Source organism: Streptomyces sp. SudanB5_2050, assembly GCF_964272335.1.
GTDB lineage: Bacteria > Actinomycetota > Actinomycetes > Streptomycetales > Streptomycetaceae > Streptomyces > Streptomyces rochei.
In genome coordinates this window covers 3,932,104-3,956,381 of the sequence record NZ_OZ186760.1, presented here as the reverse complement: position 1 = coordinate 3,956,381, position 24,278 = coordinate 3,932,104, and the positions used below count along the sequence as shown (strand labels likewise).

Here is a 24,278-nt window from a genome sequence, read left to right as displayed (position 1 = left end):
CCCTCGGGCGGTGGCCCTCGGGACTCCTGCCTACTTCTTCTCGACCGCGTGGCCGCCGAACTGGTTGCGCAGCGCGGCGATCATCTTCATCTGCGGCGAGTCGTCCTGCCGGGACGCGAACCGCGCGAAGAGCGAGGCCGTGATCGCGGGCAGCGGCACGGCGTTGTCGATCGCCGCCTCCACAGTCCAGCGTCCCTCACCGGAGTCCTGTGCATAACCCCGGAGCCCGTCCAGGTGCTCGTCGTCGTCGAGGGCGTTGACGGCCAGGTCGAGCAGCCAGGAGCGGATCACGGTGCCCTCCTGCCAGGAGCGGAAGACCTCGCGGACGTTGTCCACGGAGTCGACCTTCTCCAGCAGCTCCCAGCCCTCCGCGTAGGCCTGCATCATGGCGTACTCGATGCCGTTGTGGACCATCTTGGCGAAGTGGCCCGCGCCGACCTTGCCGGCGTGCACGGCGCCGAAGTCGCCCTCCGGCTTGAGGGCGTCGAAGACCGGCTGCACCCGGGCGACGTGCTCCGCGTCGCCGCCGTACATCAGCGCGTAGCCGTTCTCCAGGCCCCACACGCCGCCGGAGACGCCGCAGTCGACGAAGCCTATGCCCTTGGCGGCCAGCTCCTCGGCGTGCTTCTCGTCGTCCGTCCAGCGGGAGTTGCCGCCGTCCACGACGATGTCGCCGGGCTCCAGCAGCTCGCCGAGCCGGTCGATGGTGGCCTGGGTGGCCTCACCGGCCGGGACCATCACCCAGACCACGCGCGGGCCCTCGAGCTTGCCCACCAGCTCTTCCAGGCTGTGGACGTCGGCGAGGTCGGGGTTGCGGTCGTATCCGACGACGGTGTGGCCCGCGCGGCGGATCCGCTCGCGCATGTTGCCGCCCATCTTGCCGAGGCCGACGAGACCGAGCTCCATCAGTTGCGTTCCTTAGGTGTGCGAGGTGGCGGGGCGGCACCCTCCGGACCGGCCGGATGCGTGCCGCGGCACTTTCGTACCCGCCCCGAGCCTAAACCCGGACGTCCGTGCACAGCTGTGGGCATACGCGCTCATGCGTACGCCCTCACCTGCGGGTTTGTCCTCGGGTTGTCCTCAGCCTGTGGACAACCGGGCGTCGGCCCCTTGCCGTCGCCGAGGGATCAGCCGCTCAGCCGCACCGGCATGATCAGGTACTTGTACGCCTCGTCCGCCTCGGCGTCCAGGGCCGGCTTGCCGCTGAGCAGCGCCGGCTTCGTGGACGTCGTGAAGGAGAGCTGGGCCACCGGCGAGTCGATCGCGCTGAGGCCGTCCAGCAGGAACGTCGGGTTGAAGGCGATCGAGATGTCGTCGCCCTCCAGCTGGGCGTCGACCCTTTCCACAGCCTGTGCGTCGTCGCTGGAGCCGGCCTCCAGGATCAGCACGCCCTGCTCGAAGCTGAGCCGCACCGGGGTGTTGCGCTCCGCGACCAGGGCCACGCGCTTGACGGCCTCCACGAAGGGGGCGGTCTCGATCACGGCGACGCTGTTGAACTCCGTCGGGAAGAGCGTCTTGTACTTCGGGAGGTCGCCCTCCAGCAGGCGCGTGGTCGTCCGGCGGCCCGCGCCCTCGAAACCGATCAGGCCCTCGCCCGCGCCCGAGCCGGACAGCGCCAGGATCACCTGGTCACCGCTGGTCAGCGCCTTGGCGGTGTCCTGGAGGGTCTTGGCGGGCACCAGGGCGACCGCGGAGACCTCCGGGTTCTCCGGCTTCCACAGGAACTCGCGGACCGCGAAGCGGTAGCGGTCGGTGGAGGCCAGGGTGACCGAGTCGCCCTCGATCTCGATGCGCACACCGGTGAGCACGGGCAGCGTGTCGTCGCGGCCCGCGGCGATGGCGACCTGCTGCACGGCCGCGGCGAAGACCTCGCCGGGGACCGTGCCGGTGGCCTCCGGCATCTGCGGCAGCGCCGGGTACTCCTCCACCGGCAGGGTGTGGAGGGTGAACCGCGAGGAGCCGCAGACCACCGTCGCCCGTACACCGTCTGTGGAAATCTCCACCGGCCGGTTGGGGAGGGCGCGGGAGATGTCGGCGAGCAGCCGGCCGGAGACGAGGACCGTGCCCTCCTCCTCGATCTCGGCCTCCACCGACACTCGCGCGGAGACCTCGTAGTCGAAGCTGGACAGGCTCAGCTGCCCCTCCTCGGCCTTCAGCAGCAGGCCCGCGAGGACCGGCGCCGGCGGACGGGCCGGGAGGCTGCGAGCCGCCCAGGCCACTGCCTCCGCGAGTACGTCGCGTTCCACCCGGATCTTCACTGTTGCCGCCTCCTGCTGTTGCCGGCGCTTCTCGCCCTGCCTGGCTTTCGTCGTCTGACTCGGTGTCGTCGGCCCCTCTGCGGGGCAGGACACCGGAGAACAGTCTGACGCACCCCACTGACAGTAGGTGCCCTTCGGGGTCAAGTCGTGACGAGGGGCGGTCGGGCTCGAGAGGGCGAGTTGTGCACAGGACCCGCTTCGAAACGAATTCCGCTCTCTCTCTAGTCGGGAGTAGTAGTAGGGCCTGTGGATACCGTGGATAACCTCGTTTTCCCAGGTCAGAGCACGAATTTTGTCCACCGGGCCTGTGGGCGGCGCCCGTGGACAACCGGGCGTATCTGTGGAGAACAGAAAGTTCTGCACACTCCGTGCACAGGGAGGGCCGACTTCTCCCCAGGGCCGTCCCCAGCTTTGCCCGTCTTTCCCACAGCCCCCTGCGGCACCTCTGTGTGACGCCTTTCACTCGACGCGGTGAGAGGGCGCGTCGCGTTGCCGAACAGTGGACAGCCATGTGGAGAAGCTGGGGATCACTGGGGACAACCGGCTCCAGCCTGTGGGTTGTTCGTGGACAACTCGATGCACAGCTTGTGGAAGACCGCTTCGTCCACAGGCTGTGGAGATCGTTCGTCCACGAATCCACAGGCGGTTGACCTGCCCTGATGGTTCCTCACCACCCTGGCCTGTGGACAGGATCGGGACAACTTCCCAGTCCCCAAGGTGTGGACGGAAAAAAGTCACCGAATCTGTGGAGGGCGGCCGTAACCCGGCAGGTAATCGAACAGCGGGCGGCCGGGTCGGGTGGCCGTCGCACGGCCGTCGCGCGTCCGTCACGCGTCCGTGGGGCGGCGGTGGCCGTCGCGGAGGCCGGTACGGAGGGCGTTGCGGGCGCCGGAGCACGACGCGGGCACGGGGCCGGCGCGGGCACGGCGGGCCGATGCGAGCACGGAGGCCCTGGCGCGGCACGGCGGGCCACGCCGCGCACAGCGGGCGGCCGCGGGCACGGGAAAGGCGCCCCAGGGGTCCTGGGGCGCCTAGGGGGCCAGGGGCCGGTGCCGGAGGTGCTCAGCCGTTCTTGATGCGGTTGGTCAGCTCGGTCACCTGGTTGTAGATGGAGCGCCGCTCGGCCATCAGATTGCGGATCTTGCGGTCGGCGTGCATCACCGTCGTGTGGTCCCGGCCGCCGAACAGCGCGCCGATCTTCGGCAGGGACAGGTCCGTCAGCTCACGGCACAGGTACATGGCGATCTGCCGCGCCGTCACCAGCTGGCGGCCGCGCGAGCTGCCGCACAGGTCCTCCACCGTGAGGCCGAAGTAGTCGGCCGTCTCGCTCATGATGGCCGTCGAGGTGATCTCCGGCGTCGAGTCCTCACCGCCGGGGATCAGGTCCTTGAGGACGATCTCCGTCAGTCCGAGGTCGACCGGCTGCCGGTTGAGCGACGCGAAGGCCGTCACCCGGATCAGCGCGCCCTCCAGCTCGCGGATGTTGCGCGAGATCCGCGAGGCGATGAACTCCAGGACCTCGGGTGGGGCGTTGAGCTGCTCCTGCACCGCCTTCTTACGCAGGATCGCGATGCGCGTCTCCAGCTCGGGCGGCTGGACGTCGGTGATCAGGCCCCACTCGAAACGGTTCCGCAGCCGGTCCTCCAGCGTGACCAGCTGCTTCGGCGGCCGGTCGCTGGAGAGCACGATCTGCTTGTTGGCGTTGTGGAGGGTGTTGAAGGTGTGGAAGAACTCCTCCTGCGTCGACTCCTTGTCCGCGAGGAACTGGATGTCGTCGACGAGCAGGATGTCCATCTCGCGGTAGCGCTTGCGGAAGCTGTCGCCCTTGCCGTCGCGGATGGAGTTGATGAACTCGTTGGTGAACTCCTCGGAGCTCACGTACCGCACGCGCGTGCCGGGGTAGAGGCTGCGGGCGTAGTGCCCGATCGCGTGCAGGAGGTGCGTCTTGCCGAGCCCGGACTCGCCGTAGATGAAGAGCGGGTTGTACGCCTTCGCGGGGGCCTCGGCGACGGCGACGGCCGCCGCGTGCGCGAAGCGGTTGGAGGCACCGATGACGAAGGTGTCGAAGAGGTACTTCGGGTTCAGCCGTGCCGTCGGCTCGCCCGGACCGGTCGCCGGCGCGGGCTGCGCGGCCAGCGGGCCGGGGGCGCCGGTGGCCGGGCCGGGGCCGACCGGACCGCCGCGGTGCACGTGGCCGGAGCCGGACGGCGGCTCGGGCAGGTCCCGGCGGGGGCCGCGCTGGTCGTAGTCGCCCCGCTGCGGCTCGTAGTCGCCGCGCGGCTTGTCGTAGTCCGGCCGGGGCTGGCCGTGGTCGCCGCGCGACTGTTCGTAGTCGCGGGCCTCGTACTCGCCGCCGCGGTCGTACTCGCTCCGCTTGTAGTCACCGTGCTGCGAGTCGTACGACGGGCGTTCCGAGGGGCGCTCCGGCGACTGCGGGCGGTAGTTCTGCCCGTACGAGTCCTGCGGGTACGGCTCCTGGTCGTAGCCCTCCTGGGGCGGCGAGGCGTACGGGTCCCGCTCCGGGAAACCGAGGCGCTGCTGCTGCCAGCCGTAGTCGTCCTGCTGCGCCGGCCGCGGCCAGGAGCCGGGCTCGGGGCGCTGGTACTCCTGCGGATAGGCGGGGCGCGCGGTGGGGAGCTGCTCGGCGCGGTGGCGGCCGTACCCCTCGTAGTCGTCCCGGCCGCCCTGGCCGCCCTGGCCCTGGCCCGGAGCGGGGAGCTCGGGCTCCTCGTAGCGGGGCTGGGGGCGGGCGGGCGGCGCCTGCGGTGCGGGAGCGGGGGGCGCGGGCTCGCCGGCGGTGTCGTCGACGGTGATCGCGATGCGGATGGGGCGGCCGCACTCGCGGCTCAGGGTCTCGCTGACGACCGGGGCCAGGCGGCCCTCCAGTACGCCCTTCGCGAATTCGTTCGGCACGGCGAGCAGCGCGGTGTCGGCGACCAGCGCGAGGGGCTGGCAGCGCCGGATCCAGTGCTCGTCCTTCGACTCGACGCCCTGGCCGCGCCCCTCCCCGAGGAGTTGCTCCAATACGCGTGGCCACACTGCGGCAAGATCGGCAGGTACGTCAGCCACAGGGCACGCTCTCTCACGAGTCCCTCGAAGGTGTGATTCGGGGACGGGTCGGGATGAAACTCGGGTGGGGCAGGGATAAGGGAACGAATCGGAGTCCAGTCACGGTAGTCAGCGTGGCCGGTAGGGTTCAAGTTGTTGTCCCCAGCCTGTGGACAAGTGTCTCCCGGTCACCGTTGGTTTGACCGAATGGCGCAGTCCCACGTACCGTAACCAGGTCGAGTTGTCGATGGCTGCTGCCGCCTGCCTCCGATGGGCACAGGTCACGTCCAAGGTGATCGAAAAGCGGTGCACTCGGGCGTAACGCGAGCTACTCGTGGGCGCACGGTGACAGCCAGGACGGCACCCCGCCAACCACGATTCTTTCTGGAGCCCCCGAGTGAGCAAGCGCACCTTCCAGCCGAACAACCGCCGTCGCGCCAAGACCCACGGCTTCCGGCTGCGGATGCGCACCCGTGCCGGCCGCGCGATTCTCGCGTCCCGCCGCAGCAAGGGTCGCGCCCGTCTGTCCGCCTGATCCGGTCAGGTCATGACATCGTGCTGCCCACCGAGAACCGGCTGAGGCGGCGCGAGGACTTCGCGACCGCGGTACGACGAGGTCGCCGGGCCGGACGCCCGGCCCTGGTCGTCCACCTTCGAAGCGGTGCCACGGACCCGCACGCGCCTGGGGAGAGCGCTCCCCCGACACGTGCGGGTTTCGTCGTGAGCAAAGCCGTGGGTGGCGCGGTGGTCCGCAACAAGGTGAAGCGCAGGCTTCGCCATCTGATGCGCGACCGGATCGACCTGTTTCCCCCCGGTAGCCTGGTAGTCGTACGAGCGCTGCCCGGTGCGGGTGACGCCGACCATGTACATCTGGCCCGAGACCTGGACGCCGCCCTCGCGCGGCTGATGGGAGGGGGCGCGCGATGAAGTACCCGCTGCTGGCTCTGATCAAGCTGTACCAGTGGACGATCAGTCCTCTGCTGGGGCCGGTGTGCAAGTACTACCCGTCGTGTTCCCACTACGGCTACACGGCCATCGACCGGCACGGTGCTCTCAAAGGCACGGCGCTCACCGCTTGGCGCATCCTGCGATGCAATCCGTGGTCGCTGGGTGGCGTGGACCATGTTCCGCCGCGCAAACGCCCGCGGTGGCACGAAATGCTGCGTGACGCATGGCGTGCACGCAGGGGCGGGACCTCCGCCGCCGAACCGGCCAACGAGGGGCAGGCTTCTCCCGCGAGTCAGCCCAGTCCCTCGAGTCCGGCCGCAGAGACACCGTCCCATGCCCAAGGAGCATGATTAGTGGACACGATTGCCAGCCTCTTCAGTTTCATCACCTGGCCCGTCTCCTGGGTCATCGTCCAGTTCCACAAGGTGTACGGCGCCATCTTCGGCCCTGACACCGGATGGGCCTGGGGCCTGTCCATCGTGTCCCTGGTGATCCTCATCCGCATCTGCCTGATCCCGCTCTTCGTGAAGCAGATCAAGGCGACGCGTGGGATGCAGACGCTCCAGCCGGAGATGAAGAAGATCCAGGAGCGCTACAAGAACGACAAGCAGCGTCAGTCCGAAGAGATGATGAAGCTGTACAAGGAGACGGGCACCAACCCGCTCTCCTCGTGCCTTCCCATCCTGGCGCAGTCCCCGTTCTTCTTCGCCCTGTACCACGTCCTCAACTCGATCGCGTCGAACGACACCATCGGCGTGATCAACAAGGACCTGCTGCAGAGCGCCCAGCAGGCGCACATCTTCGGGGCCCCGCTGGCCTCCAAGTTCTTCAGCAGCGAGAGCGAGGTCGCCGCTCTCAACGCCTCGCTGACCGACGTCCGGGTCGTCACCGCGATCATGATCGTGCTGATGTCCGCGTCGCAGTTCTTCACCCAGCGCCAGCTGATGACGAAGAACGTCGACACCACGGTGAAGACGCCGTTCATGCAGCAGCAGAAGATGCTGATGTACGTCTTCCCCATCATGTTCGCCGTCTTCGGTGTGAACTTCCCCGTCGGTGTCCTCGTCTACTGGCTGACCACCAACGTGTGGACCATGGGTCAGCAGATGTACGTCATCCGCAACAATCCGACGCCGGGTTCCAAGGCCCAGTCCGCCTACCTGGAGCGCCTGCTCAAGCACGTCACGGCCACCGGCAAGACCCGCGGCCGCGGTCAGCGGTCCATCGTCAAGGCCATCGTCGCCAAGGGCCGGGACCGCAACGAGTTCGAGCGCAAGTTCATCAACGGTCTGAACAAGGCGGGCCTCGCCGCCCAGAACGACGGCACCGTGGTGAAGAGCGAGGCCGCCGTCGCCGCCCAGAGCACGGACGGCGGCACCCCCGGCACCGCCGGCGCACCCAAGCGCCAGCAGCCCAAGCGGCAGAGCAAGGCACAGCGCCAGTCCGCGAAGCCGGCCGGTGAGTCCGCCGGTGACGCGGAGGCCAAGACCTCCCTCAGCAAGTCCGACGAGCCGGAGGGCGGCCAGCAGGGCGCCAAGCCCGCCGGTTCCGCCAACAAGAAGCCCGCGCAGAAGCCCGGCGGCGGTGGCCGCAGCAAGGCCCAGTCCGGACAGCGCAAGGGCCCGCAGCGGCCCAAGTCCCCGTCGAAGAAGTAAGAAGGAGTCCATCCCGTGACGGAAGGCACCACCTCCGCCGCTGCCGAGGGCGCAGACACCCTGACCCGCCTCGAGCAGGAGGGCGAGATCGCCGCGGACTACCTGGAGGGTCTGCTCGACATCGCCGACCTCGACGGCGACATCGACATGGACGTCGAGGCCGACCGCGCCTCCGTCTCGATCATCAGTGACACCAACAGCCGGGACCTGCAGAAGCTGGTCGGCCGGGACGGTGAGGTGCTGGAGGCTCTGCAGGAGCTCACGCGTCTGGCCGTGCACCGGGAGACCGGCGACCGCAGCCGGCTGATGCTCGACATCGCGGATTACCGGGCCAAGAAGCGCACCGAGCTCTCCGAGCTGGGTGCCAAGGCCGCCGCCGAGGCCAAGAGCAGCGGCGAGCCCGTGCGGATGAAGCCGATGACCCCGTTCGAGCGCAAGGTCGTGCACGACGCGGTCAAGGCCGCGGGGCTGCGCAGCGAGTCCGAGGGCGAGGAGCCGGAGCGCTTCGTCGTCGTGCTTCCCGCCTGATCGGCCCCCACGTTCTCCGGCCCCGTCTGTTGCGCAGACGGGGCCGAATTTTGTCAGCCTGATAGTTCTGGTGGTTCTGGCAGCGGCGCACAGCGCGCCGGTGCCGTACGGAAGGACGGTCCCCTCGTGACGGAGGCAGCGGAGCTTCCCCCTGTGCCCGAGCAGGCACGCGACGTGTTCGGGGCTCGGTACGCGGACGCGATCCGCTACGCGGAGCTGCTCGCCGAAGCGGGTGTGAAGCGCGGCCTGATCGGCCCACGTGAGGTTCCCCGCCTGTGGGAGCGGCACCTGCTGAACTGCGCGGTGCTCTCGGAGGTCGTGCCCGAGGGGGTGACGGTGTGCGACGTCGGGTCCGGCGCGGGACTGCCCGGAATCCCGCTGGCGCTCGTCCGGGACGACCTGAAGATCACCCTGCTGGAGCCCCTCCTGCGGCGCACCAACTTCCTGACCGAGGTCGTGGAGCTTCTGGGCCTGGACCATGTGACCGTGGTGCGCGGCCGGGCCGAGGAAGTCATGGGCAAGCTGCCGCCGGTCCATGTGGTGACGGCCCGCGCCGTTGCTCCGCTGGACCGCCTGGCCACCTGGGGCATTCCCCTGCTGCGCCCGTACGGCGAGATGCTCGCCCTCAAGGGCGACACGGCCGAGGAGGAGCTGAAAGCCTCGGCCACGGCGCTCAGCAAGCTGGGCGCCGTGGAAACCTCGATCCTGCACGTGGGCGAGGGAGTCGTGGATCCCATGTCCACCGTGGTGCGTGTCGAGGTCGGTGAGAGCCCGGGTGGCGTGCGTTTCGCCGCCAAGCGCGCCAAGGCGGCGCGGACCGGTCGAGCACGGCGACGTCGCGGGTAGCGGTACTCCACACAAGCTGCCCTCCCTGCGCGATCCGGAGTGTCGCGGCTGATCGGCTTCGGCGGCGCTGCATCGTGTTTCACGTGAAACGTCGCTCACTGCTGCACGGCATCATCAGTCGCGGCCGCGCTGCGGCCGACCCTCGCGACCGAAAGCCTCTCGGGTCGCTCGGAGAGGGCACGGAGTTGTCCACAGAGGTGGATTTCTCCACAGAACAACAGGCCTCACTGGTTCATGGCACCGAAGACATGGGAGGCTCTGTTCATTGCGAGCCTGAAGTCGAGGAGAGTGAATCCTTGCGGTCCGACGCCAATATCGCGGGACCGATGACCGATCCGGTCCCCGGTCCCCGTGTCGAGTCGACGGGGGCGGATGTTTCACGTGAAACACCGCCGCCGATGGACGACACTCCGATCGGTCGTGCTGCCCAATTGGCGGTGGAGGCTCTGGGCCGCGCCGGCGAGGGACTGCCGCGGCCTGAGCAGACCAGGGTCATGGTGGTCGCCAACCAGAAGGGCGGTGTGGGCAAGACGACGACGACCGTCAATCTTGCCGCGTCGCTCGCGCTGCATGGGGCTCGGGTCCTGGTCGTGGACCTCGACCCGCAGGGCAATGCCTCCACCGCCCTCGGCATCGATCACCACGCCGAGGTTCCGTCCATCTATGACGTCCTGGTCGAGAGCAGGCCGCTCTCGGAAGTGGTTCAGCCGGTCCCCGACGTCGAGGGACTCTTCTGTGCGCCCGCCACGATCGATCTCGCCGGTGCGGAGATCGAGCTGGTGTCCCTGGTGGCACGTGAGAGCCGGCTCCAGCGGGCGATCCAGGCGTACGAGCAGCCGCTGGACTACATCCTGATCGACTGCCCGCCGTCGCTCGGTCTGCTGACGGTCAATGCGCTGGTCGCAGGGCAGGAAGTCCTGATCCCGATCCAGTGTGAGTACTACGCGCTCGAAGGACTGGGCCAGCTGCTGCGCAACGTCGACCTGGTCCGGGGGCACCTCAACCCCACCCTGCACGTGTCGACGATCCTGCTCACCATGTACGACGGCCGGACGCGGCTCGCGTCCCAGGTCGCCGACGAGGTGCGCAGCCACTTCGGCGATGAGGTGCTCCGGACGAGCATTCCCCGCTCGGTCCGCATTTCCGAGGCCCCCAGCTATGGACAGACGGTCCTGACCTACGATCCAGGATCGAGTGGTGCCCTCTCCTATCTGGAGGCGGCGCGAGAGATCGCGCTCAAGGGGGTGGGCGTCGGCTATGACGCGACGCACGCCCACATCGGCGCACAGAATGACCCGAACATGGTGGAGGGGATCCAGTGAGTGAGCGACGGAGGGGGCTGGGCCGTGGTCTGGGCGCACTGATCCCCAATGCTCCGACGGAGAAGTCGGTGGCGTCGGCAGCGCTGGGGAACGCGGGTCTCGCGTCCCCGGCCGCGATGCCCCTGGTGCCGAACGACCGGGGAGTCGCCGCGGCGAAGGTGACCACCCTGCCGCCGGTTTCACGTGAAACAGACGGGGCAGCGGCGGCCGGTTCGGAGCCGGGCGGAGGAGACGGGCTCAGGGTGCCCGTGGGGGCTCACTTCGCGGAGGTCCCTCTCGACGCCATCACGCCGAACCCGAAGCAGCCGCGTAAGGACTTCGACGACGACGCGCTGTCCGAGCTCGTCACCTCCATCAGGGAGGTCGGTCTCCTTCAGCCGGTCGTGGTACGTCAGACCGGCCCCAGCCGCTACGAGCTCATCATGGGTGAGCGGCGCTTCCGGGCCTGTCGCGAGCTGGAGATGGAGAGCATCCCGGCCATCGTCCGTGCCACGGACGACGAGAAGCTTCTCCTGGACGCCCTGCTGGAGAACCTGCACCGGGCTCAGCTGAATCCCCTCGAAGAGGCTGCCGCCTACGACCAGCTCCTCAAGGACTTCAACTGCACCCACGATCAGCTGGCCGACCGCATCGGGCGCTCCCGCCCCCAGGTCTCGAACACCCTGCGTCTGCTGAAGCTGTCTCCGAAGGTGCAGAACCGGGTGGCCGCCGGGGTGCTCTCGGCCGGTCATGCCCGGGCGCTGCTCTCCGTGGAGGACCCCGAGGAGCAGGACCGGCTGGCCCACCGGATCGTCGCCGAGGGGCTTTCGGTGCGCTCGGTCGAGGAGATCGTTACCCTGATGGGCTCCCGCCCGCAGAAGCCCCAGCGGGCCAAGGGGCCGCGGGCCGGCTCGCTGGTCTCCCCGGCGCTCTCGGAGCTGGCGACCAGGCTTTCGGACCGCTTCGAGACCCGTGTGAAGGTCGATCTCGGGCAGAAGAAGGGCAAGATCACCGTCGAGTTCGCCTCCATGGAGGACCTGGAGCGGATTCTCGGAAGTCTCGCTCCCGGTGAGGGGCCCGTGCTGCAGAAGGGCCTCGAGGACGACGAAGCCGAAGAGTCCGGCTCCTGAGTCATCGGTGAGTGGCGCGCCGCGTGGTGCTCCACTCACCCACAGGGCGGGTCGTGTCCCGGTGCAGACCGGAACACGACCCGCCCTTTGCGGTCCGCCCGTGCCGAGCGCAGCCCTTCGTGGATACGATGCGAACGGGATGGCGCAAGCACCGGGCAGCACCTCTGAGAGGAAGGCAGGGGCCATGCGAACCATGGGCCGGACCGGACTGGTGAGCGCGGGCTTGGGGCTGGGCGCGGTCGGTGGGTTCATCGGCAGCCTGCTCAGGGAACGGAGCGCTTTGACAGCCGCCCGCGACGCGGCGGGCGAAGGAAGCGAGGAACAGCCTTCATGGGGCGCCGGCTCGTACCGCTCACGCTGGACAACCTTCAGGACCTCCCCCAGCGCTGTCGCTCGTGCGTCTTCTGGGAGCTGGACCCCGTCAGCGGCGAAGCCGCGGTAAAGGCGGGCACGCCCGGTCTGGAGAAGGAGTCCTGGATCTCCGCCGTCCTGCTGGACTGGGGGTCATGCGGTCGCGTGGTCTATGTCGACGATGTGCCGGTGGGCTTCGTCCTCTATGCGCCGCCTGCTTATGTGCCGCGTTCCATGGCTTTCCCCACCAGTCCCGTCTCGCCGGACGCGGTGCAGCTGATGACCGCCTTCGTGATGCCCGGCTATCAGGGTCAGGGGCTGGGCCGCGTGATGGTGCAGACGGTCGCCAAGGATCTGTTGCGTCGAGGCTTCAAGGCGATCGAGGCGTTCGGCGACGCCCGCTGGAAGGAGCCGGCCTGCCTCCTGCCCGCAGACCATCTGCTGGCCGTGGGCTTCAAGACCGTACGCCCGCATCCCAGCCATCCGCGGCTACGACTGGATCTGCGCTCCACGCTCTCCTGGAAGGAAGACGTGGAGCTGGCTCTCGACCGTCTTCTGGGGGCCGTACAGAAGGAACCGGCGCTGCGGCCGCTGTGACAGAGGCGCAGTGCCGGGCGCGCAGGCACAGCGAAGGGGCCGACCCGCACGGGTCGGCCCCTTGGTGTTTCACGTGAAACGTTACTCGGCGATGAAGTCCTCGAGGTCGCGGACGATCGCGGCCTTCGGCTTGGCGCCGACGATGGTCTTGGCGACCTCGCCACCCTGGTAGACGTTCAGCGTCGGGATGGACATGACGCCGTACTTGGCCGCCGTACCCGGGTTCTCGTCGATGTTGAGCTTGACGACCTCGATCTTGTCGCCGTACTCGGCGGCGATCGCCTCGAGGGACGGCGCGATCTGGCGGCACGGACCGCACCAGGCGGCCCAGAAGTCCACCAGGACGGGCTTGTCGCTCTTGAGGACGTCCTGCTCGAAGGAGTCGTCGGTCACTTGCTTCAGGGTGCCGGCCACGGCGGGCTCCTTAACTGGTTGGTGCGTGGGGTGGGTGGGTCAGACGGCGGCGGTCTTCTCGGGCTCGGCCTTGTCCTCGTCGGTGAGCGCGGCGAGGAAGCGCTCGGCGTCGAGGGCGGCGGAGCAGCCGGTGCCTGCGGCGGTGATCGCCTGGCGGTAGGTGTGGTCGACCACGTCACCGGCGGCGAAGACACCGGTGAGGTTGGTGCGGGTCGACGGGGAGTCGACCTTGAGGTAGCCCTCCGGGTCCAGGTCCAGCTGGCCCTTGAAGAGCTCGGTGCGCGGGTCGTGGCCGATCGCGATGAACAGACCGGTCACGGGCAGGTCCGACAGCTCGCCGGTCTTCACATTGCGCAGCTTCAGGCCGGACAGCTTCTGGTCGCCCTGGACCTCGGCGACCTCGCTGTCCCAGACGAAGGTGATCTTGGGGTCGGCGAAGGCGCGCTCCTGCATCGCCTTGGAGGCGCGCAGGGTGTCACGGCGGTGGACGATCGTCACGGACTTGGCGAAACGGGAGAGGAACGTGGCCTCCTCCATCGCGGTGTCACCGCCACCGATCACGGCGATGTCCTGGTCCTTGAAGAAGAAGCCGTCGCAGGTCGCGCACCACGAGACGCCGCGTCCGGAGAGCGCGTCCTCGTTCGGTAGACCGAGCTTGCGGTGCTGGGAGCCGGTGGTGACGATGACGGCCTTGGCCCGGTGGACCGTCCCCGCGGTGTCGGTGACGGTCTTGATCTCGCCGGTCAGGTCGACGGCGACGACGTCGTCCGGCACCAGCTCGGCGCCGAAGCGCTCCGCCTGGGCGCGCATGTTGTCCATGAGCTCGGGGCCCATGATGCCGTCCTGGAAGCCCGGGAAGTTCTCCACCTCGGTGGTGTTCATCAGCGCGCCGCCCGCGGTGACGGCGCCCTCGAACACCAGCGGCTTCAGCGACGCGCGCGCGGTGTAGAGCGCCGCCGTGTAGCCGGCGGGCCCGGAGCCGATGATGATCACGTTTCGGACGTCGCTCACGGCTTCATTCCTCGTCTCTGGACTGCGTCTTCAGGGCCGGGTGGAGCCCTCTCGGTGCTCTCACCCCACCCAACGGATCCTAAGGGGCGCGCATTCCCGCTGTGTCCGGGCACACGGCATCACACGAGAGACGAGGACCGAGCGCGTGTTCAGGAACGGGTGTAGGACTGCTTCAGCAGCACCTTGGCCTTGCCGACCGCGGGCTGGTCCACACACGCCGACTCGACGATGTAGGCGGTGACCCGGCTGTCGTTCGTGGCGTCCGGCACCACCACGAGCAGCGCTTCCTTGCCCTTGTAGACGCCTTCCTGGGTGGCGATCGCCGCGTCGTCCCGGCCGATTCCCCGCTGGACGCACTCGGGAACCGTCGGCTGTGTGAAGACGTGGTTCTCGGCGCCGGTCTCGGACTCCATGCCGAAGCTGCGCGGAGTGCGCGGACCGTTGCGGGTGCTCGGGTCGTCGGAGACGAGTCCGGCGACCTGCTCCTTGAGTTTCGCCTCGGAGAAGGTGTCCGCGAGCGCGGTCTGCTGTCCGTGGGCCGTGTCGTCGGCCGGGTCGCCGGCGGTGAGGGACGAGACGATGACGGAGCCGAGTCCGAGCGTGGCAGCGGCGGCCACGGCGCCGAGTACGGCGACCCTGCGGCGTCCCCCTCGCCGCCGTTCCTTGCGCCCGGGTCCGGTGGTGGAGGGACGGGCGCTGCCGGTCGGACGGTCCGCGGGGGGCGGTGTTTCACGTGAAACATGCGCGCCGCCGCTGTCGTCGCCCGGCACGATCGGCGGTGCTTCGGCGGCGAGGGCGGCGTCGATCCGGGCGACCACGTCGTCGGGCATCCGCGACGGCACCGGCAGTGTGCCGAGCAGTCCCTGGATCTCCTCCAGGGACGCGTACACCTCCGCGCACTGCTCGCAGCTCTCCAGGTGCCGTCGCAGGCCCGTGGTCCGGGACGGTGGGAGCAGGCCCTCGGCGAGGTCGGAGATCTCCGCGACGTCCGGGTGCCCGGTCATATCTGTCGTCGACGACGTCACGCTCGTCCACCTCCGCCCTTCACTGCGGCTGAATCGCTCGGTCCCGTGTCCTGCGTGCCCGCCCGGTGCGGCCCCGCTGCCGGTGGGACGGATGGCCCCGGAGTCCGGTTCCGTTCGTCGTCGGCTTTCCCGCCCCGGCCGGCCTTCCCGGCCCCGCCACTGCCGTCCGGGCGCAGGTGGGTCAGCAGCGGGAGGAGTCTGGCTCTGCCGCGGGCGCAGCGGCTCTTGACCGTGCCGGTGGGCACGTCGAGGATGCGGGCCGCCTCCGCGACGGGATAACCCTGCATGTCCACCAGGACGAGAGCAGCCCGCTGGTCGGCCGGCAGGGTGCCCAGCGCCTCCAGCAGCTGACGGTGCAGGTCGTTGCGTTCGGCCGGGGCGGATGCCGATTCGTGCGGCTCCAGGAGCTGGTCGAGCCGTTCGGTGTCGTCGACGGGAGCGGTTTTGCGCGAGGCGGCCTTGCGGGCGCGGTCCAGACAGGCGTTGACGGTGATCCGGTGCAGCCAGGTGGTGACGGCCGCCTGGCCGCGGAAGGTGTGGGCGGCCCGGTAGGCGGAGACGAGCGCGTCCTGGACGGCGTCGGCGGCCTCCTCGCGGTCTCCCAGCGTCCGCAGGGCCACGGCCCACAGACGGTCGCGGTGACGGCGGACGATCTCCCCGAAGGCGTCGGGGTCCCCGGCGACATGGCGAGCCAGGAGGTCCTGATCGCTGACGTCGTCATGGTTCGCGCTGTCCGCCATCACACCCCCCTTCGCACGGCAGGCCCCTCAGCTGGTCACCTTGATGTCCGCCAGGCGGCCGCGCCACTGACCGTCCGATTGCATCGGCAGGTCGGTGAGCCACACCAGGAGGTACCGGCTCTGCAGAGCCTTGCCCGGCTTGAGTTCCACCGTCGTCCCCGAGCCTTCGGCGACCTTGCTGTACGCGTCGAAGGAGGCCGGCTCCGTGGTGGCGTCCTTGCCCGCGCTGCGCAGCTCGACGGACGTGCTCCCGACGAAGGAGACGGTCACCTTCCCGACCTGCTGGACCTTGCCGAGGTCCACGATCACGCCGACCCCTGACTTGAGGCGGCCGAAGTCGGAGCTGTAGTAGTAGTCGGTCTGCCAATAGGTCGACGGACTGTCGTCGTAGACGTTCTTTATCTGGGACGGCTTCTCGGACTGATCGCCGAAGGGGTCGAAGTCGCGGGCGCCGACGATGGAGACCGGCTTGCCGGCCACCGGTGCCTTGGGTCCCTTGTCGCCGCCGTCCGTCGTCTGCGTCTGGTTCTGGTCGTCGGCCTTGCCGCCCCGCTCCATGAGCGCGTCCGCCAGCTGCCAGCTGCCCAGACCGAGCGCGGCGATCAGCAGGGCCGAGACGCTCCACTTCAGCGCCTTGCCTGTACGGCTCTGCAGCGGGGGCGGCGGGGTCGGAACCGGCTGGGTGGCACCGGGACGCGGCGCCGGACGTCCGTAGGCGCCCTGCTGGTACGCGGTGCGCTGGTACTCGGGCGGGGTGGTGTACACGGGCTCCGGCGGCCGGATGCGGGGCATCTCGCCGATCGCCTTCACCAGCTCCTCCGGCGTGGTGCACGGGGACTCGTGGCGGGAGGCGGTGGCGCCGTCGTTGGCGAGCGCCCGCATGGCCAGCTCGGACAGCCCGCGGTGGACGCCCGCGCGTACCTGGTCCGGCGGGATGAGCCCGATGTCCTTGGGCAGCCCCGCGAGACCGTGGGCGTCGCTCTCGTACGGCCAGCGCTGGGTGAGCGCGGCGTACAGCAGGGCACCGATGGCCTCGGTGTCGGTGCGCTGAGGGGTGTCGGAACTGATGCCGCGCAGTGCGGCGTTGACGGCGAGCCCGCGGATCCGCCACTGGCCCGTCGACGTCCGCAGGACCGCGTTGGGGCTCAGGCGCAGATGGGCGAGGCCCTCGCGGTGGGCCGCCGCCATGGCCGACGCGACCTGACTGACCATCTGGTAGGCGTCGTACACCTCCAGCGGGCCGGAGGCGAGCAGCGCGGTCAGCTCGGTGGCGTCGGGGAGCCACTCGTGGACCACGTAGACGAGGTCGTTCTCCTCGACGGCGTCGAGGACCTGGACGAAGCGGGGATCGCCGAGCAGCGCGGAGGAACGCGCCGCGGCCAGCACGGAGCGGGCGCGCGTGTGGTCCGAGGGGAGGATGTGGACCCCGACGGCGCGGCGGAGCTTCTCGTCGACGGCCCGCCAACTGCTGAAGCCGTCCAGACGGGTGACGCACTCCTCGAGGCGGTAGCGTCTGGCGAGCTTGTGCCCGCTGTGCAGTTCGGGAGGCGAGGCCTTGCCGGGTTCCTCGCTCGTCGGGTTCCCCTGTGCCTCGTCGCTGTCCGTGTCCCGCTCCCGGTTGTTGGCCACCCCGTCGGCCGTGGACTGGTCCGCCTGTGCGGTCAGCGGCTCGTCACCGCTGTTGTCTGCCACGTCGACGGCAGCTGTGCTCCGTTCCGCCACCGTCGTTCTGCCTCCCCATTCGCTGCGCGCCGACCGGCTCCCGATGCGCGCGGTCCGACGCCGAACCCAATTGTGCCCACAGTCCGCCGCTATGCACGACACACGGGGGCGAACGATGGTTGTGCGCCTACCCCCGCTCTCAACGTCCCAGGCGGCCGCGCACCATGCCGACCAGCGAGTTGACTTCCTCGATCCGCATGCGCCGGGCCGCGACGAAGAAGACGCCGAAGAGCAGCACACCGCCGGCCAGCAGCGCGGCGAACGATCCCAGCACGCCCAGGCCGAGCGTACGGCTGATCCCGTAGCAGGCCGCGCCGCTGATCAGGGCGGCCGGCACGGACGCGATGCACAGCCGGGCGTAGGTCCGCAGCACCCGTGCGCCGTCCAGGTCCCCGCCGAGCCGCTTGCGCAGCCTGCGCCAGGCGACGCCCACGCCGATCACGTAGGCGAGGCCGTAGGAGGCGGCCATGCCGACGACGGCCCAGCGCGAGGGCAGCAGCAGGTAACAGAGTCCGGAGGCGGCGGCGTTGACCACGGCCACGATGACGGTGTTGTAGAAGGGCGTCCGGGTGTCCTCGTAGGCGTAGAAGGCGCGCAGGACGACGTACTGGACGGAGTACGGGATGAGGCCGAGGCCGAAGGCCATCAGCATGTACCCCATGTTGGTGGCGGCGCCCGTGCCCGAGGAACCGAAGATCAGGGTGCACATCGGGATGCCGAGGGCGACGAAGCCGAAGGAGACCGGGACGATCGCGACGGCCGTCGTGCGCAGACCCTGGGAGATGTCGTCCCGTACCGCGCCGCCGTCCTCCTCGGCCGCCGAGCGGGAGATGCGGGGCAGCAGGGCGGCCATCAGGGACACGGTGATGATGGCCTGCGGCAGGCCCCAGATCAGCTGGGCGTTGGCGTAGGCGCTGTAGCCGGTGCCGGCGAGGTCGGTGTCCGTCACCGAGGCCGTGGCCAGCTGGATGACGACGAGGGCGCCCGCCTGGTTGGCGAGGACGAAGAGGATCGTCCACTTGGCGAGCATCGCGGCCTTGCCGAGGCCGTGGCCCTTCCAGTCGAAGCGCAGCCGCAGCTTGAAACCGGTCTCGCGCAGGTACGGGATCATCGCCAGGGCTTGGACCACGAGGCCGAGGAGGATACCGATGCCGAGGAGGCGCTCGCCCTCCGGCGGGATGGACTCGACGGTCATGCCGGAGTCGGCGGCGGTGCCGTAGACCCAGAGGAACATGCCGAGCGTGACGATGATGACGATGTTGTTCAGGACCGGGGTCCACATCATCGCGCCGAACCGGCCGCGGGCGTTGAGGATCTGCCCCATCACCACATGGACGCCCATGAAGAAGATGGACGGCAGGAAGTAACGGGTGAAGGTGACGGCCGTCTCGTTGGCCGCGGCGTTCGAGGCGACCGGGTTGGACAGGGCGCGCACCAGCAGGGGAGCCGCGAGCATGCCGAGCGCGGTCAGGAGCCCCAGGGCGACCATGACGAGGGTCAGGAGCCGGTTGGCGTAGGCCTCGCCGCCGTCGTCGTCCTCCTTCATGGCACGGACGAGCTGGGGGACGAAGACCGAGTTGAGTCCGCCGCCGACCGTCAGGATGTAGATCATCGTCGGCAGCTGGTAGGCGATCTGGAACGACTCACCCAGCAGCGCGAGGCCCAGAGCCGAGACGATCATCGCCGACCGGATGAACCCGGTCAGCCGCGACACCATGGTGCCCGCCGCCATCACGGCGCTCGACTTCAGCAGGCCCCCCGCGCGTCCGCCCTTCTTGGGCGCCGCGGCCGGCGGGGGCGCCGGGGCGGGCTCGGGCTCCTGGAGAGGAGCCTCGGCCGCTTCCGGGGTGGGCGCCACCGCGTACTGGCCCGGCGCGGGCGCCGCGTGCTGCTGCCCGTACACCGGTGGCTGTCCGCCGTACTGGCCGGGTGCCGGGGCGTTCCCGTACGGGGCGGGCCCCTGCGGGGTGCCGTACTGGCCGGGCTGCTGGGGCGCACCGCCGTACTGGCCCGGTGCGGGCGCCGGCGCGGGTACGGAGGCGTGGTCGTCGTACGACGGGTGGCCGCCGCCCTGCTGCTGGTCGCGGAAGAGGTGGGCGAAGGCGTCCGGCTCGTGGCGCTGCTCGCCTGCCTGGGTGACCAGGTCGTCGACACCGACGAACTGGGTGGTGCGCGGGTCGTCCCCGTACGGCAGGTACTGCGTCGGGCCCTCCGGCTCGGGGGCCGGGGTCTGGGCCCAGACGCGGGGGTCGGGGGCGTAGGGCGACTGGGCGGGCTGGGAGTACAGCGGCTGCTGCGGGTGGGCGCCCGGCGGCGGTGGAGGGTGTGCAGCGCGGTCGTAGAGTGCCTCGGAGACCGGGTCCTGGGCGGAGAGGTCCTGCGCCCGGTAGGGATCCTGGTCGTAGGCGTCCTGGAGGTACATGTCCGCGTGCGGCTGCGGCGGTGTCTGTCCGGGGTCGGAAGGCGGACCCTCGGGGTGACCCGAGCCGTCCGCGGTCCGACCGCGGTCACCGTCGTACGGCGCGTTCATGGTTACCCCACCTCATCGTCCCGGGCCGGCCGGCCACGACATCCTCAACGGTCCACTCTCTCACCCGTGCCGGACGGGTCGGCGCTTTCCGCTGGGGTGTCCGGTGTCGGGTCACTCGGCTGCTCCGGGTCGCCTGCCCGGGAGCGTGCCCCGGACTCCTCCTCGGGACGCCCGTCGGTGCCCTCCTGGTTCTCCGGCCCGTCCTCGGAGTCTTCGGGGGCCTCGGCCGCCGCGTCCGAGCCGTCGCTTCCGTTGTTCTCAGCCTTCTCAGCCTTCTCAGCCTTCTCGGCGTTCTCGGCCTCGCGGGCAGCGGCCCGCTTGCGCTGGGTGTACATCCGGAAACCGGCGAGGACAAGCAGCAGGACACCGCCGCCGATGACGAGCATCACGGTGGCCGTGATCTCGGTGACCTTCACGTCGAAGGTGACGGGATCGCCGTACTTGCGCCCGTCCGCCGTGTACAGCTGGGCGATCACCGTCGCCCGTCCGTTGGCGTTGGCCGACGTGGTGAACTTCACCGACTGGCTGTGGCCGCCGGAGACCGAGATCGGCTGCTCCTCGTAGTCGGCGCCGTCGATCTCCAGACGGGTGGGGTTCGTGGAAGTGAGCCGAAGGACCAGCGGTCCGACATCCTGCACCAGGTTGTTCTGAACCGTCACGGGAATCGTGGCGCTGCGGCCGGAGAGCTTCGTCTCCGACTTGTCGATCAGTCTGACCCGGCCGGTCAGCCCGTCGAGGTAGGACTTCACCCCCGAGCGGAAGGACGCCGCCTCGTCGGCCCGGCCGCGCCAGGAAGCCGACATCTCCCGGTTGAGCGCGCGTCCGAAGGGGGTCGCCACCCGGGACGGGTCCGACAGGACGACCTTGAAGTTGTCGAGGGTGTCCTGGGTCCGCGCGATCTGCACGAACGCCGACCGGGGAAGCTCCTTCCTGCGCAGGGCCGAGGGGTAGGAGGAGGCCGACGGGACCTTGGTGGTCGCCTCCGGGTCCGGCTTGGCCGCGGCGGCCGCCGACAGCTTCTGGGACTCGGACCAGGTGCCGCCCTGCAGTGCCCGCAGCGCCTCGGCCATCGCGCGGGCCTGGCTGCCGGAGGGCATCCGCTGCGGGGCGACGACGACGCTGCGCTGCTCGCTCGTCTGGTGGTTCAGCGCGAGGCTCTGGGCGAGGAAGCGCTGGACCGCGAGCGTGGAGGAGGACGCCTTGGCCAGGTCGCCCTCGAACGCCGTGGACAGCCGGTCGTCCGCGACGACGGCCGTCGTGCCACCGCCGATGGGCCGGGCCGCCGAGGGCGTGTACGGCAGACCGCTGGTCTCCTGGAGGCTGTCACTGCGGGCGATCACCTTGTCGGCTCCCGCGGAGGTGGCGACCTTGACGATCGAGCGGTCGATCGCGCCGTCCACGGGCCAGGCGAAGTCGGTGCTCGGCTTCACGTGGAGGATCGGGTCGACCGTGTTGTGGATGACGTCCGTGGCGCTCTTGAGCTGATTCAGGGAGCCGGTCACGTCGGTGCCGTTGTGCGCCAGTGACGCCAGATCCGGGTCGGCGAACGGGAGGGAGACCACCTCCTTGTCCGCCACCGCGTCCTGCAGGTCCGCGAGCCACTGCTTGGCCACGTCCTGGTGGGTGCCGGCGACCGTCCTGTCGCCGTCGCGGACGCTGTAGTTCCCCGTCATCGCGTCGACGGACGCCAGCAGGTCGGGATCGACGACCCAAGTCACGTCGAGGTCCTTGCCGAGCGTCACCATCTGGTTGAGGCGACCCCCCGGGGAGATCTCCTTGGCCAGGTCGTCGTTGAGGAAGACGGGTGTCTGTTCCTCGTTCGCGCCGGTCTCGGCGGCCATGTGTGTGGTCGAGACGAGCGGCCACAGAGCGGTCGTCTTCGTCGTGGTGCCGGCCTCGTCGGGCTGCCAGGGGAGGAAGGTCCGCTGGATGCCGAGGATCTGCTCCCACGGCTGCGAGGAGGTCTGTCCGGAGAGGGACACGGCGAACTCGTAGACGCCGTCGTCTCCGAGGTCGAGGTCGTCGACCGGCACGGAGATGTTGAAGTGCTCGGCGACACCGGGGGTGAGCTTGGAGAACTTCTCGGAGTACTTGTCGTCGATCTCCGGCGCGACGGTGCCCTGGAGGTCGTCGCCGTCCCTGGCGATCGCGTCGATGGAGGAGCGGGTGTTGATCTCGGCACCCAGGCGCAGGCCCACATGGGCGTCGGTGACGGTCTGCTTGCCGTTGTTGGTCACGGTGCCGGACACGGTCACCGTGTCGCCGTCGGTGGGCGCCGAAGGGGTGAGCGAGTCGACGGCGACGGCCACGGAGCCCGCGTCGCCGTCGGCCTTCGCGGTGGGCTGCCCGTCTGCGTGCGCCGGGCCCGCGGTCGGCAGCTGGACCAGGCCGGCCAGCAGTGGCGCACCCGCGACCAGCGCCGTGGTGCGCCGTAGCCACCGGCGGGCAGGTGAGGGACCGCTCCCCTGGAAGTCTGCCGCCTCGGCCACGCGCTCGCCCGTCCCTCGTCGTCGTCAGTGGTCGTCGGAATGTGCGTCCACGCATGGTAACGATGCGCGCTGAGGGTAAGTGCCGCGGCGTACGCCACAAGATCGGCGGCGGAGCACGGCCGTCCTGTATATGCGCGTATGGAGGGAGGGGCGCTGAGGAGCGGGGTTCGGTGCGCGCTCCATGGGGGCGCGGCGGTCCGCGCGAGCCACGTACCCTGTTCTGTTGTGCCGAACGCCAACGAAGCCAACCTCAGTGCCCCCGCCCAGGAGCAGCGCCGCGCGGTCAGCGAGCTGCTGCGGGTCGCGCCAGTCGCCGACGAGCTCGCCCGCCGTTTCCAGGAGGCCGGGTTCTCCCTCGCCCTGGTCGGCGGCTCGGTCCGGGACGCGTTGCTCGGCCGGCTCGGCAACGATCTGGACTTCACGACCGACGCCCGCCCACAGGACGTGCTGAAGATCGTGCGGCCCTGGGCGGACGCGCTCTGGGAGGTGGGGATCGCCTTCGGCACGGTCGGCGCGCAGAAGGACGGTTACCAGATCGAGGTGACCACGTACCGGTCGGAGGCGTACGACCGCACCTCGCGCAAGCCGGAGGTGTCGTACGGCGACTCGATCGAGGACGATCTGGTCCGCCGGGACTTCACGGTGAACGCGATGGCCGTCGCGCTGCCGGAGAAGAAGTTCATCGACCCGCACGGTGGCCTGGACGACCTCGCCGCCCGTGTCCTGCGCACCCCCGGCACGCCCGAGGAGTCCTTCTCGGACGATCCGCTCCGGATGATGCGGGCCGCCCGCTTCGCCGCGCAGCTCGACTTCGAGGTGGCGCCGGAGGTCGTGAAGGCCATGACGGACATGGCCGGGCGCATCGACATCGTCTCCGCCGAGCGGGTCCGGGACGAGCTGAACAAACTGATCCTCTCCCCCCACCCGCGCAAGGGACTGTCCCTGCTGGTGGAGACCGGGTTGGCCGAGCGCGTCCTTCCCGAGCTGCCGGCCCTGCGACTGGAGCGGGACGAGCACCACCGGCACAAGGACGTCTACGACCACACGCTGATCGTCCTGGAGCAGGCGATGGCGCTGGAGGAGGAGGGACCCGACCTCACCCTGCGGCTGGCCGCGCTGCTGCACGACATCGGCAAGCCCCGCACGCGTCGCTTCGAGAAGGACGGCCGGGTCTCGTTCCACCACACGAGGTGGTCGGGGCGAAGATGACGAAGAAGCGCATGACCGCGCTCAAGTACTCCAACGAGCTGGTGAAGGACGTCTCGCGCCTGGTCGAGCTGCACCTGCGCTTCCACGGTTACGGCACCGGCGAGTGGACGGACTCCGCGGTCCGCCGGTACGTCCGGGACGCCGGTCCGCTGCTGGACCGGCTGCACAAACTGACCCGCTCGGACTGCACGACCCGCAACAAGCGCAAGGCCTCGGCGCTCTCGCGTGCCTACGACGGACTGGAGGAGCGGATCGCGCAGCTCCAGGAGCAGGAGGAGCTGGACGCGATCCGTCCGGACCTGGACGGCAACCAGATCATGGAGATCCTCGGCATCCGACCCGGGCCGGCCGTGGGACAGGCGTACAAGCACCTGCTGGAGCTGCGCCTGGAGAACGGGCCGATGGAGCACGACGCCGCGGTGGCCGCACTCAGGGAATGGTGGGACACCCAGCAGCGGTGAGTATGCGAAGAAACG

Annotated in this window: 19 protein-coding genes and 1 pseudogene; 10 read left to right on the top strand and 10 right to left on the bottom strand. The window is 69.7% G+C overall.

Annotated features, from left to right (window positions below):
• Positions 1-30: 30 nt before the first annotated feature.
• The 3 genes from gnd to dnaA form a co-directional block, all read right to left on the bottom strand.
• A complete protein-coding gene (gene gnd / locus ACFZP7_RS17635) occupies positions 31-906 on the bottom strand; it encodes a phosphogluconate dehydrogenase (NAD(+)-dependent, decarboxylating) (RefSeq protein WP_019324710.1) in 876 nt (291 codons plus the stop codon).
• Between the two features lie 221 nt (positions 907-1,127).
• Positions 1,128-2,258, bottom strand: coding sequence for a DNA polymerase III subunit beta (gene dnaN / locus ACFZP7_RS17630; RefSeq protein WP_030971386.1), 1,131 nt, complete (start codon positions 2,256-2,258; stop codon positions 1,128-1,130).
• A 1,062-nt stretch (positions 2,259-3,320) separates the two neighbouring features.
• Positions 3,321-5,327: a chromosomal replication initiator protein DnaA gene (gene dnaA / locus ACFZP7_RS17625; protein ID WP_385634766.1), complete on the bottom strand. Its 2,007-nt coding sequence runs from the start codon at positions 5,325-5,327 to the stop codon at positions 3,321-3,323.
• 376 nt (positions 5,328-5,703) lie between these two features.
• On the opposite strand from dnaA, the gene rpmH reads away from it, so the two are divergent.
• From rpmH to ACFZP7_RS17580, 9 genes are all read left to right on the top strand, one after another.
• A complete protein-coding gene (rpmH, locus tag ACFZP7_RS17620; RefSeq protein WP_003956500.1) occupies positions 5,704-5,841 on the top strand; it encodes a 50S ribosomal protein L34 in 138 nt (45 codons plus the stop codon).
• 20 nt (positions 5,842-5,861) lie between these two features.
• On the top strand, positions 5,862-6,233 hold the full coding sequence (gene rnpA, locus ACFZP7_RS17615) for a ribonuclease P protein component (protein ID WP_078855569.1): 372 nt from the start codon (positions 5,862-5,864) through the stop codon (positions 6,231-6,233).
• Entirely contained in the window at positions 6,230-6,604 is a 375-nt protein-coding gene (yidD, locus tag ACFZP7_RS17610; RefSeq protein WP_078494784.1) for a membrane protein insertion efficiency factor YidD, read from the top strand. The genes rnpA and yidD overlap by 4 nt, the downstream gene beginning before the upstream one ends.
• 3 nt (positions 6,605-6,607) lie before the next feature.
• Positions 6,608-7,909: a membrane protein insertase YidC gene (gene yidC / locus ACFZP7_RS17605; RefSeq protein WP_019324706.1), complete on the top strand. Its 1,302-nt coding sequence runs from the start codon at positions 6,608-6,610 to the stop codon at positions 7,907-7,909.
• Between the two features lie 15 nt (positions 7,910-7,924).
• Entirely contained in the window at positions 7,925-8,437 is a 513-nt protein-coding gene (locus tag ACFZP7_RS17600; RefSeq protein WP_019324705.1) for a R3H domain-containing nucleic acid-binding protein, read from the top strand.
• A 126-nt stretch (positions 8,438-8,563) separates the two neighbouring features.
• Entirely contained in the window at positions 8,564-9,283 is a 720-nt protein-coding gene (gene rsmG / locus ACFZP7_RS17595) for a 16S rRNA (guanine(527)-N(7))-methyltransferase RsmG (protein WP_029393070.1), read from the top strand.
• Positions 9,284-9,531: 248 nt separating this feature from the next.
• Positions 9,532-10,605 carry a ParA family protein gene (locus ACFZP7_RS17590; RefSeq protein ID WP_385638474.1) on the top strand — a complete coding sequence of 358 codons (1,074 nt, stop codon included), beginning with the start codon at positions 9,532-9,534 and terminating at the stop codon, positions 10,603-10,605.
• Complete coding sequence (locus ACFZP7_RS17585; protein WP_385634765.1) at positions 10,602-11,714, top strand: ParB/RepB/Spo0J family partition protein; 1,113 nt, start codon at positions 10,602-10,604, stop codon at positions 11,712-11,714. Before ACFZP7_RS17590 ends, ACFZP7_RS17585 begins: the two co-directional genes overlap by 4 nt.
• Before the next feature lie 330 nt (positions 11,715-12,044).
• Positions 12,045-12,662, top strand: a complete 618-nt coding sequence (locus tag ACFZP7_RS17580; RefSeq protein ID WP_019324701.1) for a GNAT family N-acetyltransferase — start codon at positions 12,045-12,047, stop codon at positions 12,660-12,662.
• A gap of 81 nt (positions 12,663-12,743) precedes the next feature.
• Here the strand turns inward: ACFZP7_RS17580 and trxA are convergent, their stop codons facing one another.
• The 7 genes from trxA to ACFZP7_RS17545 all read right to left on the bottom strand — a co-directional run bounded on the left by trxA (position 12,744) and on the right by ACFZP7_RS17545 (position 22,593).
• On the bottom strand, positions 12,744-13,076 hold the full coding sequence (gene trxA, locus ACFZP7_RS17575) for a thioredoxin (protein WP_019324700.1): 333 nt from the start codon (positions 13,074-13,076) through the stop codon (positions 12,744-12,746).
• Positions 13,077-13,115: 39 nt separating this feature from the next.
• Complete coding sequence (gene trxB / locus ACFZP7_RS17570; RefSeq protein ID WP_019324699.1) at positions 13,116-14,087, bottom strand: thioredoxin-disulfide reductase; 972 nt, start codon at positions 14,085-14,087, stop codon at positions 13,116-13,118.
• A 149-nt stretch (positions 14,088-14,236) separates the two neighbouring features.
• Positions 14,237-15,091 carry an anti-sigma factor family protein gene (locus tag ACFZP7_RS17565; RefSeq protein ID WP_385634764.1) on the bottom strand — a complete coding sequence of 285 codons (855 nt, stop codon included), beginning with the start codon at positions 15,089-15,091 and terminating at the stop codon, positions 14,237-14,239.
• Positions 15,092-15,108: 17 nt separating this feature from the next.
• Positions 15,109-15,852, bottom strand: coding sequence for an RNA polymerase sigma factor SigM (sigM, locus tag ACFZP7_RS17560; protein WP_030971399.1), 744 nt, complete (start codon positions 15,850-15,852; stop codon positions 15,109-15,111).
• A 27-nt stretch (positions 15,853-15,879) separates the two neighbouring features.
• A complete protein-coding gene (locus ACFZP7_RS17555; protein WP_270883342.1) occupies positions 15,880-17,574 on the bottom strand; it encodes a protein kinase family protein in 1,695 nt (564 codons plus the stop codon).
• Positions 17,575-17,713: 139 nt separating this feature from the next.
• On the bottom strand, positions 17,714-20,104 hold the full coding sequence (gene murJ / locus ACFZP7_RS17550) for a murein biosynthesis integral membrane protein MurJ (protein WP_046251751.1): 2,391 nt from the start codon (positions 20,102-20,104) through the stop codon (positions 17,714-17,716).
• A 44-nt stretch (positions 20,105-20,148) separates the two neighbouring features.
• Positions 20,149-22,593 carry a DUF6049 family protein gene (locus ACFZP7_RS17545; RefSeq protein ID WP_385634763.1) on the bottom strand — a complete coding sequence of 815 codons (2,445 nt, stop codon included), beginning with the start codon at positions 22,591-22,593 and terminating at the stop codon, positions 20,149-20,151.
• 225 nt (positions 22,594-22,818) lie between these two features.
• On the opposite strand from ACFZP7_RS17545, the pseudogene ACFZP7_RS17540 reads away from it, so the two are divergent.
• Positions 22,819-24,263, top strand: a pseudogene (locus ACFZP7_RS17540) (CCA tRNA nucleotidyltransferase).
• Positions 24,264-24,278 lie beyond the last annotated feature (15 nt).